This window comes from Roseburia sp. AM16-25, from assembly GCF_003473825.1.
GTDB lineage: Bacteria > Bacillota > Clostridia > Lachnospirales > Lachnospiraceae > Pararoseburia > Pararoseburia lenta.
In genome coordinates this window covers 747,295-762,199 of record NZ_QUCW01000001.1, presented here as the reverse complement: position 1 = coordinate 762,199, position 14,905 = coordinate 747,295, and the positions used below count along the sequence as shown (strand labels likewise).

Annotated in this window: 16 protein-coding genes; 7 read left to right on the top strand and 9 right to left on the bottom strand. The window is 39.0% G+C overall.

Annotation, left to right across the window (positions count from 1 at the left end; all coding sequences use genetic code 11):
* Window positions 1-78 precede the first annotated feature (78 nt).
* Genes DW183_RS03835 through dtd form a run of 3 tightly spaced genes read right to left on the bottom strand, consistent with a single transcriptional unit; the run spans window position 79 to window position 1,950 of the window.
* A complete protein-coding gene (locus DW183_RS03835) occupies window positions 79-627 on the bottom strand; it encodes a Fe-S-containing hydro-lyase (protein ID WP_118280670.1) in 549 nt (182 codons plus the stop codon).
* Between the two features lie 19 nt (window positions 628-646).
* Window positions 647-1,489, bottom strand: coding sequence for a fumarate hydratase (locus tag DW183_RS03830; protein WP_118280669.1), 843 nt, complete (start codon window positions 1,487-1,489; stop codon window positions 647-649).
* A gap of 14 nt (window positions 1,490-1,503) precedes the next feature.
* The gene (gene dtd, locus DW183_RS03825) at window positions 1,504-1,950 is read right to left on the bottom strand and encodes a D-aminoacyl-tRNA deacylase (RefSeq protein WP_118280668.1); all 447 of its coding nucleotides are present in this window, start codon (window positions 1,948-1,950) and stop codon (window positions 1,504-1,506) included.
* Window positions 1,951-2,083: 133 nt separating this feature from the next.
* Here dtd and DW183_RS03820 point away from each other — a divergent pair, with 133 nt between their 5' ends.
* The 4 genes from DW183_RS03820 to DW183_RS03805 all read left to right on the top strand — a co-directional run bounded on the left by DW183_RS03820 (window position 2,084) and on the right by DW183_RS03805 (window position 5,070).
* Window positions 2,084-2,443, top strand: a complete 360-nt coding sequence (locus DW183_RS03820; protein ID WP_118280667.1) for a GntR family transcriptional regulator — start codon at window positions 2,084-2,086, stop codon at window positions 2,441-2,443.
* An 11-nt stretch (window positions 2,444-2,454) separates the two neighbouring features.
* Window positions 2,455-3,828, top strand: a complete 1,374-nt coding sequence (locus tag DW183_RS03815; RefSeq protein WP_118280666.1) for a PH domain-containing protein — start codon at window positions 2,455-2,457, stop codon at window positions 3,826-3,828.
* A gap of 109 nt (window positions 3,829-3,937) precedes the next feature.
* The gene (locus DW183_RS03810) at window positions 3,938-4,387 is read left to right on the top strand and encodes an RNA polymerase sigma factor (RefSeq protein WP_118280665.1); all 450 of its coding nucleotides are present in this window, start codon (window positions 3,938-3,940) and stop codon (window positions 4,385-4,387) included.
* Between the two features lie 2 nt (window positions 4,388-4,389).
* Window positions 4,390-5,070 (top strand): hypothetical protein, encoded by a 681-nt coding sequence (locus tag DW183_RS03805; protein ID WP_118280664.1) that lies wholly within the window; start codon window positions 4,390-4,392, stop codon window positions 5,068-5,070.
* A gap of 49 nt (window positions 5,071-5,119) precedes the next feature.
* Here the strand turns inward: DW183_RS03805 and gyrA are convergent, their stop codons facing one another.
* From gyrA to dnaA, 6 genes are all read right to left on the bottom strand, one after another.
* The gene (gene gyrA / locus DW183_RS03800) at window positions 5,120-7,612 is read right to left on the bottom strand and encodes a DNA gyrase subunit A (protein ID WP_118280663.1); all 2,493 of its coding nucleotides are present in this window, start codon (window positions 7,610-7,612) and stop codon (window positions 5,120-5,122) included.
* Between the two features lie 17 nt (window positions 7,613-7,629).
* On the bottom strand, window positions 7,630-9,555 hold the full coding sequence (gene gyrB / locus DW183_RS03795) for a DNA topoisomerase (ATP-hydrolyzing) subunit B (RefSeq protein WP_118280662.1): 1,926 nt from the start codon (window positions 9,553-9,555) through the stop codon (window positions 7,630-7,632).
* A complete protein-coding gene (recF, locus tag DW183_RS03790) occupies window positions 9,542-10,657 on the bottom strand; it encodes a DNA replication/repair protein RecF (RefSeq protein WP_118280661.1) in 1,116 nt (371 codons plus the stop codon). The genes gyrB and recF overlap by 14 nt, the downstream gene beginning before the upstream one ends.
* Window positions 10,654-10,869, bottom strand: coding sequence for an RNA-binding S4 domain-containing protein (locus tag DW183_RS03785; RefSeq protein WP_118280660.1), 216 nt, complete (start codon window positions 10,867-10,869; stop codon window positions 10,654-10,656). Before DW183_RS03785 ends, recF begins: the two co-directional genes overlap by 4 nt.
* A 12-nt stretch (window positions 10,870-10,881) precedes the next feature.
* The gene (gene dnaN, locus DW183_RS03780) at window positions 10,882-11,994 is read right to left on the bottom strand and encodes a DNA polymerase III subunit beta (RefSeq protein WP_118280659.1); all 1,113 of its coding nucleotides are present in this window, start codon (window positions 11,992-11,994) and stop codon (window positions 10,882-10,884) included.
* Window positions 11,995-12,289: 295 nt separating this feature from the next.
* The gene (dnaA, locus tag DW183_RS03775) at window positions 12,290-13,675 is read right to left on the bottom strand and encodes a chromosomal replication initiator protein DnaA (RefSeq protein ID WP_118280658.1); all 1,386 of its coding nucleotides are present in this window, start codon (window positions 13,673-13,675) and stop codon (window positions 12,290-12,292) included.
* A 410-nt stretch (window positions 13,676-14,085) separates the two neighbouring features.
* On the opposite strand from dnaA, the gene rpmH reads away from it, so the two are divergent.
* The 3 genes from rpmH (at window position 14,086) to yidD (ending at window position 14,888) form a co-directional block, all read left to right on the top strand.
* Window positions 14,086-14,220 (top strand): 50S ribosomal protein L34, encoded by a 135-nt coding sequence (gene rpmH / locus DW183_RS03770; RefSeq protein ID WP_005334681.1) that lies wholly within the window; start codon window positions 14,086-14,088, stop codon window positions 14,218-14,220.
* A 92-nt stretch (window positions 14,221-14,312) separates the two neighbouring features.
* The gene (gene rnpA, locus DW183_RS03765; protein ID WP_118280712.1) at window positions 14,313-14,651 is read left to right on the top strand and encodes a ribonuclease P protein component; all 339 of its coding nucleotides are present in this window, start codon (window positions 14,313-14,315) and stop codon (window positions 14,649-14,651) included.
* 15 nt (window positions 14,652-14,666) lie between these two features.
* Window positions 14,667-14,888, top strand: coding sequence for a membrane protein insertion efficiency factor YidD (gene yidD / locus DW183_RS03760; RefSeq protein ID WP_186854249.1), 222 nt, complete (start codon window positions 14,667-14,669; stop codon window positions 14,886-14,888).
* Window positions 14,889-14,905: the final 17 nt, after the last annotated feature.

The following is a 14,905-nucleotide window of genomic DNA, read 5'->3' as shown; positions in this document are numbered from 1 at the left end:
ACTCAACCGTTTTTGTATAGGGGTAGGTGTCACATCAATTGTAACCCTACAAATATTGCATTTCTTCGCAATTTTCTTTTATTTCTGATACTCCAGAATGGCTGTTTCATAGAGATTATTTCCGTGGCAATCTGCTACAACTATGACCGGAAAATTTTCGACCATAATCTTACGGATGGCTTCTGCACCCAGATCATCATAGCAGATGACTTCTGACTCTGTGATGCATTTAGAAAGAAGGGCACCGGCACCGCCAACGGCTGCAAAATATACAGCGTGATTGCGGATGACAGCATCTAAGACTTCTTTTGTCCGCTTTCCCTTACCGATCATAGCCTTTTGTCCCAGATCTAATAGGCGCGGTGCGTATTTATCCATACGGCTGGCTGTTGTCGGTCCTGCGGAACCGATCGGTCTGCCCTCTCTGGCAGGTGAAGGTCCCATATAATAAATCGTTGCATCTTTGATCGGGATCGGAAGTTCTTCTCCACGATCCAGGACTTCCATCATACGCTTGTGCGCTGCGTCGCGTGCTACATACATCTGACCATCCAGATATACATAGTCCCCAGAAGTCAGGCTTTCTGCGATTTCTTTTGTAATTGGTAATGTAATATGTCTATCCATCTGAAACCCCTTTTTACAATTATAATTCTCTCACTACGTGGCGATTGACGTGACAACAGATGTTGACTGCCACCGGAAGTCCCGCAATATGTGTTGCATAAGTATTGATATTGACTGCAAGTGCCGTGGTGCTTCCGCCGAGTCCACCCGGTCCGATTCCCAGTCCGTTGATCTTTTCAAGCATTTCTTTTTCCAGATCTGCCACCCATGGAATTTCCGGCTTCTGATTGAGATTTCTGGTAAGTGCCTGCTTTGCCATCAGTGCAGATTTTTCAAAGGTTCCGCCAATACCGACACCTACGACCATAGGTGGGCAGGCATTCGGACCTGCATCCTTTACCGCGGTGAGAATGGCATTTTTTACACCCTCGATCCCATCGGCAGGTTTTAACATAAAGACCCGGCTCATATTTTCACTGCCAAAACCCTTTGGCGCAAATGTGATCTTTACCTTATCTCCGGTCACGATAGAATAATGGATGACAGCCGGTGTATTATCCTTGGTATTGACGCGCTCGATCGGATCACCTACGACAGACTTGCGCAGATAGCCATCAATATAACCTTGGCGCACACCCTCATTGATGGCATCTTCCAGACTACCGCCGACAAAATGCACATCCTGTCCGATCTCCATAAAGACAACTGCCATACCGGTATCTTGGCAGATGGGAATGGTTTCCTGGTCTGCGATCGTGAGATTTTCCTGCAACTGCTCCAAAATCTTTTTGCCCAGAGGAGATTTTTCTTCTTTTGTCGCAACTTTCAGTGCCTGATCCATGTCCTCTGACAGATAGTGATTTGCCTGAATGCACATATCTGCAATTTCTTTTGTGATGTCTTTTACCGCTATTTCTCTCATTGTATTTTCTCCCTCTACCACCAGTCGCTATCCCACAGGATCGTGAATGGTCCGTCATTCTCCAGATCCACTTTCATATCTGCGCCAAAACTGCCACATTCCACCTTGCCAAATGCCTCCTGACATTTTTCTTTAAAATATTCATAAAGTCCATTGGCAAAATCAGGTGCGCCTGCTTTGACAAAACTCGGTCGGTTTCCTTTTTTACAGTCCGCATAAAGTGTAAACTGTGATACTATAAGTATTTCACCATCCACATCTTTTATGGACAGATTTGTCTTTCCATCCGCATCCTCAAAAATGCGAAGTCCCTGCAACTTTTTGACATATTTATCTACCATTTCTCTGGTGTCGCCATCCGCCACACCAAGAAATATCAAAAGCCCTTTGCCGATCTTTCCGATCACGTCACCATCTACTTTGACAGATGCATGATTTACCCGCTGAATTACTAACCGCATGCATATTCTCCTTTACATCTAAAATTTATTATATACGCAGGTGTCTGTATCAGCAATGGGTAATTTTTTCTCTTGACTTTTGTATTATTTGTATTACACTAAATAATACAAAATAAGAAGAAAGGAGTCTATCATGGTCATCTGTATTGACGAGGTTTCTGAAATTCCTATTTACAAACAGATCCGCAATCAGATTGTCTTAGGTATTTCTGATGGGAGATTACAGCCCGGGGAGCAATTACCTACCGTGCGCGCCCTTGCAGAAGAAATCGGGATCAATTCCATGACGGTAAACAAAGCCTATGCTCTTTTAAAACAAGAAGGCTATATCGTTACCGACCGCAGAAACGGCGCAAGGATCCGAAATGAATTTGACCAGGGCAAATATCTCTCACAGGCTTCTTTGGACAATTTGCAACAGATCATATCTGAAGCAAACATCCGCGGATTTTCAAAGGAAGAATTTTTCCAATTATGTGAAAAGTATTTTTAGGAGGCAGATCTATGTTTAATATCATTCTTTTTATTAGTACATATCCGGTACTGCTTATCATTTATTTCGTTTTAAAAAACAACCATAAATTTCATGATCATTTGTTGTTTTCTGTATCCATGAAGCAAGAATGGGTAGAGCAACCTGCAGTTCAGAAGATCATAAGCGAGTTTCATAAGCAAATGAACATCTTGCTTCTCATCTTTTTTGCTATTCCTCTCACCAGTTTACTGACAAGTCATTTTTCCATACAGTTTACAATCTGGATGAATTGGCTCATGCTCTTAATTCTATTGTTTTATGTGCCATATGCCATAGCCAATAAAAAGTTAAAGAAATGGAAAAAGGAAAATCAATTATACGAAAATCAGATTTTAGTATCTTATGTAGAGATGAAAAATGCCGGAAATGTCAGAAAGGTACGATTTTTGCCATTCTTCCTTCCGGCTTTCCTCAGTTTTTTCGTTTTTGCCCTTTCCCTTGTATTTGCGGCTCTCTCTGAAAAAACAGATTTTGACAGCACGATTATGGTTCTTAGCATTGCGGCTATCAGTTTATTGTACTGGATTATTGCTCTCTGGATGGATCGTAGACCGGTGGAAGTCATCTGCAATGACAGTGACATCAACATCAATTACACCAGATCCAAGAAAAACGTGTGGAAAAATTTCTGGTTAGCCTGTGTCTGGCTAAACCTTGCCTACACTTTGATTACCCTTTTGTCTCTTGTATCCGATGCCATCCGTCCCGGTATCTTTCTTGTTGGATCCATTGCTTATGCCCTTGTCCTTTTAATCTTAATTATCCCGTTAGGGAAAAAATTCAAAAATATTGAAAAACGTTATGCAAGTTCTTTTGATCCAGCATTTAAGACCAACGAAGACGAGGCATGGATCTTTGGACTGTTTTACTACAATCCTAAGGACAAAAGCAGCATAGTAGAAACGAGAGCCGGCATTGGAACTTCCGTAAATATGGCAACAGGTCTTGGAAAAGGGCTTACAATCTTTTCTATTATTGCAATGCTCAGTATTCCTTTTATCAGTATTTTTATGATCATGGAGGAATTTACACCGATCCACCTTGTCATAAAAGATGACACTCTTTACTGTGAACACATTTTTGAAAACTATGCTATTGATACAGATACCATTTCCAATGTATCTTTGGTAGATGAACTGCCATCTATGGTAAAAAGCAATGGAACCGCTATGGATAATCTCTTAAAAGGAAAATTCCATGTGAGAAATCAGGGAAACTATGAACTATTCTTAAATCCGCAACACAAGTATTATATAAATTTTTCGGCTGATGAAAAAAATTATTATGTAAATGGATTTGATGATAAAGAAACCGTAGAAATTTATAGCGAACTCACAGATTGATAAAACTCCGCCAGTTTTGCAATTAACTGCAATCAACTCTGGCGGAGTTTTTTGGCGCGTTTTTCCTTTTTGAAACGTTATATTAGTAGAGGAGGTGAATTTACCATTTATGGAAAAATTGAAATGCGAATACATCTATAACCAATATCATAATGCTATATTTCGGTATGCACTTGGATTGCTTCATGATGTTCATCTTGCGGAAGATATTATGCAAGAAACTTTTTTAAGGCTCTTAAAATCGTCTTTACCAATACCGGAAGAAAAAACGCAATCTTGGCTATATAAGGTAGCAAGAAATTTGTGTTATGACATTCTTCGTAAAAAAAAGAAAGAAATGGCATATCAAAATGATCTAGAAAACCAATATGATTCTTTTTCTTTTTATGAAATGATAGCATCTTTACCACAAAAAGAACAGGAAATAATCATTTTAAAAATAATAGGTAAACTGACCCACAAAGAAATAGCAGAAATCTTACATACAACAGAACACAGCATAAAAAAAAGATATGAACGCGCAATACATTCTCTAGAAAAATGTGAAAGGAGATTTTAAGAATGAATGATGTGGAATTAAAATTAACAAGGTCTACACAAGAACTACCAGAATGCAATATTCCTTTTGAAAGTTTAACATCTTATCATAAAGAGCATAAAACAACATACTTTTTCACACATAAAATTGCTATTGTATATTTAATAGTGTTCTGTATCATTTTTGCTGGTTTTGGAGTATATGCCTCAAATGTTGAAATAGAAAAGGGTATGTGGCTTACACACACATCTTATTTCTATGCACCTATAAAATTACGTTCAAAATTTTATGACCTTGATGTAAAACTCAAAATTAATCAGTTTTCTTTACAAGAAGCAAATTATTATGGCGTTGTTGACCATGGAAAATCAAAACTGAATGCCACAATACATCCTGACTATAAACTTATGTCCTTGACATACAAAGATGAAGAAAATGTTGTAGATATTTTTATTGGTAAAACAGATAATGAATATTGGAAAACATTTTTCCATTATGATGCTAAAAACGATAGTATTGGTATCCTAAATAACAATTATAAAAAGTTTAAATATAAAGATAAAGTGATTTATATGAATCGTTCAGATAAAGCATATTATGATACTGCATATTATTTAGATTCCGATAGAAAAATTTGTTTTGAAATTACTTCAAATCAGAATAATATGGATGATATTGTCAAGATATTTATAGATAATCTGTAATCCTTGAGAACGAAAAAACTCCGCCAGTTAGACGGAGTTTTTTTACTTCTTATTCTTCTGCAGAATCTTCCTGATTTTCTTCACTTTCATCCATAATCATGTCTTCCTTGCGTACTTTTGCAATACTTGCAACCGTAACGCCCTCACCGACATTGATTAATTTCACACCGGAAGTAATTCTTCCGAGAAGTGCTATATCATTGACCTTGATGCGGATAATAATACCTTCGGTATTGATAAGCATCATCTCATCATCTTCATTGACAGCCTTACATCCAACGACATTTCCTGTCTTTTCTGTAATCTTGTAACACTTGACACCCTTACCGCCACGGTTCTGCGGTGTAAATTCTTCTACCAGTGTGCACTTTCCAAGACCCTTTGCAGAAACGATCATCAGAGAATCTCCCTGAGAAGCAAGCTGCATTGCGATCACTTCATCCTGGTCTGTCAGACTCATACCGATAACACCCATGGAAGTACGTCCAGTATTTCTGACATCTGTCTCATGGAAACGGATACATTGACCAAACTTGGTAATTAAAATAATATCTTCGTTATTATCTGTCAGTTTTACCTCAATCAATCTGTCATCTTCACGCAGATTGATGGCTGCAAGACCCGTCTTACGGATATTTTCATAATCTGTGATCTTCGTCTTTTTCACAATACCATTCTTGGTAGCCATAAAAAGATACTGGCTGTCTGAGTATTCCTTGATCGGTATCATGGATGTGATCTTTTCGTCCGGCTGCAACTGCAAAAGGTTGACAATAGCAGTACCTCTTGCGGTTCTGGAACATTCCGGAATCTCATAGGCTTTCAGACGATAAACTCTACCGGTATTGGTAAAGAACATGAGATAATGATGCGATGTCGTCATCATCATTTCGACAATGTAATCTTCATCGATCGTCTCCATGCCCTTGATTCCCTTACCGCCACGATGCTGGCTCTTAAAGTTATCCACATTCATACGCTTGATATAGCCAAGTTTTGTAAATGTGATAACAGTATTTGTAACCGGAATCATATCTTCCATGGAAATATCATATTCATCAAATCCGATAGAGGTTCTACGATCATCCCCATACTTATCAGAGATAGCAAGGATTTCTTCCTTGATAACACCAAGCAACTTCTTTTCATCTGCAAGAATTGCCTTTAACTCCGTAATGAGTTCCATCAAAGACTTATATTCTTCTTCCAGTTTGTTTCTTTCCAAACCGGTCAATGCGCGCAGACGCATCTCAACAATGGCATTTGCCTGTGCTTCTGATAAAGCAAAACGCTCCATCAACTGCTGCTTTGCCGTAGCCACATCAGCAGAACCACGGATGATCTTGATCACTTCATCAATATTATCCAGAGCGATCAATAATCCCTGTACGATATGTGCTCTTTCTTCTGCCTTGTTCAGGTCGTATCTGGTTCTTCTGGTTACGACATCTTTCTGATGCAGCAAGTAATAATTTAAAAGTTCATAGAGGTTGAGTACCTTTGGCTGGTTGCCGACCAAGGCAAGCATAATTACACCAAAAGTATCCTGCAACTGTGTATGCTTGTAAAGTAAGTTGAGCACGACATTCGGATTGACATCACGACGCAACTCAATACAGATACGCATACCTTCTCGTGATGATTCATCACGAAGATCGGTAATACCGTCGATCTTTTTATCGCGGACAAGTTCTGCGATCTTTTCGATCAGGCGTGCCTTATTTACCATATATGGAAGTTCGGTTACAACGATACGGTTCTTGCCGTTGTTCATCGGCTCGATCTCAGATACCGCACGCACACGGATCTTACCGCGTCCTGTACGATATGCCTCATCAATACCGGCATGACCTAAGATCGTACCACCGGTCGGAAAATCAGGACCCTTGACGATCTCAAGTAATTCCTCAATATCTGTCTCACGATCTTCCTCTACCTGATTATCAATAATCTTTACCACGGCTGCGATAACTTCACATAGATTGTGTGGCGGAATATTTGTCGCCATACCAACAGCAATACCTGTTGTTCCATTTACCAGCAGGTTTGGATAACGGGAAGGAAGAACGGTTGGTTCTTTTTCCGTCTCGTCAAAGTTTGGCATGAAGTCTACGGTATCTTTGTTGATATCGGAAAGCATAGCCATGGAAATCTTTGAAAGTCTTGCCTCTGTGTAACGCATGGCAGCAGCGCCATCTCCATCCACAGAACCAAAGTTACCATGTCCGTCGACAAGTGGATATCTGGTCGACCATTCCTGTGCCATGTTGACAAGTGCTCCATAAATAGAAGAATCACCGTGCGGATGGTACTTACCCATGGTATCACCGACAATACGTGCACACTTTCTGTGTGGCTTGTCCGGTCCATTATTCAATTCGATCATAGAATACAAAACTCTACGCTGTACCGGTTTGAGTCCGTCTCGAACGTCAGGAAGGGCGCGGGACGCGATTACACTCATGGCATAATCAATATATGATGTTTCCATCGTCTTTTTCAGATCCACCTCATGAATCTGATCAAAAATCTTGTCATCCATTTGTAAACGTCCTCCTACTAAATATCAAGATTCTGAACATATTTTGCATTTTCTTCAATGAATTCACGACGAGGTTCTACCTTATCACCCATCAAAGTCGAAAATGTAACGTCAATTTCAGAAGCATTTTCATCATGAACCATAACACGCTTTAAGATACGGCGCTCCGGATCCATGGTTGTCTCCCAAAGCTGCTCTGCATCCATCTCTCCAAGTCCCTTATATCGCTGGATCTTATTATTTCCGTCACGACCGATCTCTGTCAAAATGTTATTGAGTTCTTCATCACTATAGGCATACCAGACCTTGCGGTTCTTTTCGATCTTGTAAAGTGGCGGTGTTGCCAGATATACATAGCCCTGCTTGATGAGTTCCGGCATAAAACGATAGAGGAAGGTGAGCATAAGTGTTGCAATATGCGCACCATCGACATCGGCATCTGTCATAATGATGATCTTGTGGTAACGAAGTTTTGTAATATCAAAATCTTCGTGGATGCCGGTACCAAAGGCTGTGATCATCGCCTTGATCTCGGCATTTGCGTAAATCTTATCTTCTCTAGCTTTTTCTACATTTAAAATCTTACCACGCAAAGGCAAGATAGCCTGTGTTGCACGACTTCTCGCTGTTTTTGCAGATCCACCGGCGGAATCTCCCTCGACGATAAAAATCTCACAATTTTTTGGATCCTTATCGGAACAGTCTGCCAGTTTACCCGGAAGTGAAGTTCCCTCTAAAGCAGTCTTTCTTCTTGTCAGATCTCTTGCCTTTCTGGCTGCTTCCCTTGCTCGCTGCGCAAGCAGCGTTTTTTCACAGATAGATTTGGCAACCTGCGGATTCTGCTCCAAAAAGTAAGTCAACTGCTCACTTACAATACTGTCAACCGCTCCTCTTGCCTCACTATTTCCAAGTTTTTGCTTTGTCTGTCCTTCAAACTGCGGCTCTTCGATCTTGATACTAATAATCGCAGTCAATCCTTCACGGATATCCTCTCCACTAAAGGCACTCTCATTTTCCTTCAAAATCTTTGCTTCTCTGGCATAAGCATTAAAGGTCTTTGTAAGCGCACTACGGAATCCTGCCAGATGCGTACCACCTTCCGGTGTGATGATATTATTAACAAAAGAATAAGACGAATCATTGTAGGAATCATTGTGCTGCATGGCAACTTCTACATAAACGCCATCTTTTTCGCCTTCACAATAGATAACCTCAGGATAAAGTTCCTGATTTCCTTTATTCAGGTAGGTAACAAATTCCTTGATACCTCCTTCATAGTGGAAAACGCGTTCATTGATCGGATCTTCCCTCTTATCCTGCAAAGTAATGCGGAGATTTTTTGTCAAAAATGCGGTCTCACGAAGACGCACCTTTAAGGTATTAAAATCAAAGGTCGTTGTCTCAAAAATAGATCCATCCGGTGAAAAAGTAACCTTGGTTCCTGTCTTATCCGGATCACAAGTACCGATCTCTTTCAAAGGATACATGGTCTTTCCACGCTCATAGCGCTGCTTATAAACCTTACCGTCACGACAGATTTCTACTTCCAGCCAATTAGAAAGCGCATTTACAACAGATGCACCTACACCATGCAGACCACCGGATACCTTATATCCGCCACCGCCAAACTTACCGCCGGCATGTAAAACTGTAAATACAACTTCAACCGCAGGAATTCCTGCTTTTGAGTTGATGCCGACCGGAATACCACGACCATCATCTTCTACCGTAACCGTGCCATCTTCGTTGATGCTTACAATAATATGGCTACAAAATCCTGCCAAAGCCTCATCTACGGCATTGTCAACGATCTCATATACCAAATGATGCAATCCACGCTCAGATGTGCTACCGATGTACATACCCGGACGCTTACGAACAGCCTCTAATCCTTCCAATATCTGAATCTGATCTGCTCCATATTCCTGATTATTCTGACTCATTTTTATCCTCCATCATATTGCTATGTAAATGAACGCATCCATTCTCTACTTCGTATACCTTATTCAAGGTAAATCTATTTTTCACAAAATCATCCAGACCCGTACAGGTAATGATAGTCTGTGTATCGTCGATTGCCTGTAAGAGATAATTTTGTCTATTATGATCCAATTCTGAAAGTACATCATCAAGCAAAAGAACAGGTTTATCATGAATGGTCTGCTCTACTAATTTGATTTCTGATAATTTCAGCGACAGAGCACAAGATCTCTGCTGCCCCTGCGAACCAAACTTACGCACATCAATATCTCCCACAGAGATTTTTAGGTCATCCCTATGCGGTCCGACTGAAGTCTGTGCATATTTTAAATCTTTTTCCTTGGCGCGTATCAATTCATCTTCAAAGAAAATATCCTCAATATTTGGTTCGTATTTGATAACCATTTCTTCCCTGCCACCGGAAATCTTGTAATGGATATCATGAACGACTTCATTTAATTCCATGATAAACTGATTTCTTCTGGTAATGATCTTTTTGCCGTAGTTGACAAGCTGCATATCCCATACCGGAAGTGTTTCCTTGAGACTCGGGTTAAAATAAAGATCTTTGAGAAGTTTATTCCGCTGATTTAATATCTTATTGTAGTTTGTCAGATCCGATAAATAAATCTTATCCAACTGACAAAGTTCTGCATCAATAAATCTTCTTCTCTCTGCCGGTCCGTTCTTAATGATGTTCAGATCTTCCGGCGAAAAGAAAATAATATTTAAAATACCAAAAAGTTCGCTTGCTTTCTTGATGGGAACCTTGTTGATGGCAATGCCCTTTGCCTTATTTTTCTTGAGGTGGATATCGATCTGGTATTCCTTTTCGTTCTTTTCCACCAGCGTCTTGATATGAGACTCTGTCTGGTCAAAACGGATCATCTCTTTATCCCGGCTGCCCTTGTGTGACTTTGTCGTTCCACTGACATAGGCAGCTTCCAAGATATTTGTCTTTCCCTGGGCATTATCACCATACAAAATGTTGGTGCCCTCATCAAATGTAATATCTAAATGTTCATAATTACGAAAATTACTTAATTCTATGGACTTTATGATCATCTGACTACTTTAACGCTCTCTCCCTCAAAAGTAACCACATCACCCGGGTAGATTTTTTTGCCACGACGAAGTTCCACCTCGCCATTGACACTTACCAGTCCATCTAAAATGACCATCTTGGCATCCACACCGGAGGACATCATATTGGCTTTTTTGAGTAATTGTCCAAGTTTGATATAGTCATCGCCCTCTCTTAAACTAATTTCTTCCATTTTATCTTCCTCTTAGTTTGTCGCTGTATTAAAGTTTACCGGAAGAATGAGGTAAATGTACTTGTCCTCATCATCCTTGATAAAACATGGTGCCTTTGGATTAACCATATAAATAGATACTTCTTCTTCATCAATAACACGAAGGGCATCGATAAAGAACTTTGGATTGAATCCGATCAAAATATCCTTACCTTCTTTGCCAATCTCGATATCTTCCTTCATGGATCCGGCAACAGAATTGATCTTTAATTCCATGTTTCCATCGGTAATATCCATGATGATCGGCTTTTTGTCGCCTTCTTTTACCATCAGAGTCGCACGGTCGATACAGTCTAAAAGTTCTCTCTTGTTGATCTTAAACTTTGTCTCATAATCGGTAGACAACATCTGATCGATTTTGAAGTATTCGCCTTCAATCAGACGGGAAACAACCGTTGTATTGTCGAATTCAAAAATAATATGATTGTCTGTAATAAAGAGATTTACCATTTCTTCGGTGGATCCCGGAATGATCTTGCTGACTTCTATCAGGCTCTTTCCTGGAACAACGACCTTTTTATTTTCATAAGATTCCTTTAATTCGATGTTACGAATGGAAATTCTATGACCATCCAGAGAAACCACTTTCAGATGATTTCCTTCAATTTCAAATAATTCACCTGTCATCAATTTGTTATTTTCATTATCTGCAATAGAAAAAATGGTCTGGCGGATCACTTCCTTTAATGTAAACTGTGAAAGTAAGATCGGCTCATTACGAGGAATGATCGGAATATAAGCAAAATCTTCACCGGATTTTCCTACTATAGTAAAGTTTGCCTTTTCACAGGTAATAGTTGTCTTAAAGGTAGCATCTGTTTCAATGGTAACTTCATTATCAGGAAGTTTACGAACAATATCAGAAAAGAATCTGGCATCCAATGCAATGATACCTCTTTCTTCAATCGTGCCTTCAATGATCGTTTCAATACCAATTTCCATATCATTGGCTGTTAATTTGATCTCATTTGTAGAAGCATCGATCAAGATACATTCTAAGATAGCCATGGTAGTTCTGGTAGGAACTGCTTTTGAAACGATGTTTACTCCTTTTGCTAGTTCTGCTTTTTGACAGGTGATCTTCATAATCGGTAAAACTCCTTTCAGTTTAACATAGATAAATATAATAGAAATTAATAGTAATATTATTATAGGGTGTGCAAAAGTGTATAAGTCGTGAAACGCTGATGGTTTCTGGACTTGTCCTAAAAGTTAAATCAAAAAGTACTGTTGAAAGGCTGAGGAAACACAGAGGATGTTTTGTAGATAAAAGGGACAACCTCTTAAGGTGTTTTACCTTTATCCTCAGGCTGTAAACATAAATTCACAACTTATCCCATATATTTAAACATAGAAATCAACAACTTATACACAATCTCATCTAATTTGGATTGATCTTTTTCTTGATCGTATCAATCTGTTTACGAAATTCTTCATCATTATTATATTCTTCTTCGATCACATTACGTCCGTGTAGGATAGTAGAGTGATCTCTTCCGTTGAGTAACTGACCGATACCTTCTAAGGTAGCATCTGTCATGGTATTGCATAAGAACATGGCAATCTGACGCGGTCTGGAAACGGATTTACTGCGATCCTTGGAAAGCATCTTTTCCATAGGAATATTATAATGTTCAGAAACAACTTCAATGATGAGTTGCGGTGTAACTTCTCTAGGCTTGTCCGGATAAATGATATTCTGAAGTTCACGCATGGCAATATCCATGGTGATCTCGCTCTTTTCCAGATTGGCGTAGGCAATGAGTTTGTTGAGTGCCCCTTCCAGTTCACGGATGTTGGACTTGATATTCTCAGCAATGTAATCCAAGATATCATCACTCAGATTGATCTTTTCAGATTCGACTTTTTTGCGCAAGATCGCCATTCTGGTCTCATAATCAGGATTGCCGATATCAGCCATGAGTCCGCTTTCAAAACGGGAGCGGATTCTTTCTTCCAAAGTCTCCATCTCTTTTGGCGGCTTATCGGAAGTGATAACGATCTGCTTTCCAGCCAAATAAAGGGTATTAAAAGTATTGAAAAATTCTTGCTGCGTGCTTTCCTTACCTATTAAAATCTGGATGTCATCGATCAGAAGGATGTCAACCGAACGATATTTTTCTCTGGTCTTTGTGATGGCATTGGAAGAATTGGATCCACGAATGCCTTCGATGACTTCATTTAAGAATTGTTCGGAAGTCACATAAAGTACCTTTTTATCAGGATTTTCATTGATAATGAAATTGCCGATGGAATGTAAAAGGTGTGTTTTTCCAAGTCCCGGTCCACCATAGATATAAAGTGGGTTGTATGCTTCGCCCGGAGATTCTGCAACAGCGAGAGATGCCTGTCTGGCAAATTTGTTGTTGCCACCTACGACGAAAGTATCAAAAGTGTATTTTGCATTTAAATTAGAAGTTGCATAGTTGGCTGACTTTGGAATAAAAGTCTCATTGATAGCCGGTGTGCTGAATTCGCCCGGTAAGGCAAAACGCAATTTTACTTCCTTAGTAAAGCCACATACTTCACTGATCATGATGGCAAGAAACTTTGCGTACTTCTTGGTGATATAATTGATTGCCATCTGGTCAGGATCGGATTCCTGATCATCTTTTGGATCAAAGACAACGATTAGTGTATCATCTTCAATGGATGTTGGCTCCAGTGGTAATAACCAGGATTTGAAGGAAATATCAGAAATAGAGTGTTCTTCTTTGAAACTCTGTAAAATATCATCCCATTTTTCCTGAATAAGTTCTAAATTCATATGTAGTCCCCGTTCTTTATCCTAATAACCTATCATCTATAATACCTTAATAAAGCCATTTTATCAACAAAAACATCATAGGTATAGGGGATAATACAGGCACCTTATTTTCTTTATTTTCCAAAATACGACGTTATAGGGCTATCTTTGTGCATAAAGTGGATAATATACTTAGTATGTGGATAAGTTATAAACCACAATATCTGACACAAAATGACATTTTTAGCAATATATCTGTGGATGAATGTTTTTAAATTTTACACTTATCCACAAAGTTATCCACTTTATCAAGAGAATTTTAGAAAATTGTGGAAAAGGTAAAATACCTAAAAAATGTTGATTTTGCTTGACTTTGAGACTTTTTTTGTTATAATGATAGCGATGTTTTTTCATAAAGGGAGGTGGATACTATGAAGATGACATTTCAACCAAAAAAGAGACAGAGATCTAAAGTACATGGTTTTCGTTCAAGAATGAGTACAGCAGGCGGAAGAAAAGTATTGGCTGCTAGAAGAGCAAAAGGTAGAAAGAAATTATCAGCTTAGGCCACAGACCCTGTGGTCTTTCTTCTTTTTATCAAAAACGATCATGACCCAATTCGAGAGACTTTTTGTCATGGAAAGGTGAGTGGATATTAGTGAAATTCAGTGATTCTTTAAAGAAAAATGCCGATTTCCAGTATGTTTATAAAAACGGACAATCCAAAGCAAATCGATATTTAGTTATGTACGTATGCGAGAATCAAGGATCCACAAATCGAATTGGAATTTCTGTTAGTAAAAAAGTAGGAAACAGTGTAGTACGACATCATTTGACGAGACTGATCAGAGAAAGTTATAGACTACATGAAGAGATGTTCAATAGTGGTTTGGATATCGTAGTCGTTGTAAGAAACAGGGCAAGGGATTGTTCTTATCATGAAATTAATGATGCTTTGCTTCATCTTGCAGGTCTTCACAACATATTAAATAGGTAATAATTGGAAAAGAATATGCAATCAATTTTGAAAAATGGTTTAATCTGGATTATCAAATTCTATAGAAAGTATATTTCGCCAATGAAGACAACGAAATGCCCGTATTATCCCACATGCTCGACCTATGGTCTGCATGCTGTGGAGAAGTACGGTTTTTTTAAAGGCGGAGCTTTGGCTGCCTGGCGTATTCTTCGTTGTAATCCATTTTCAAAAGGTGGTTATGATCCTGTTCCATAAAATGGAGGTTTTTAACA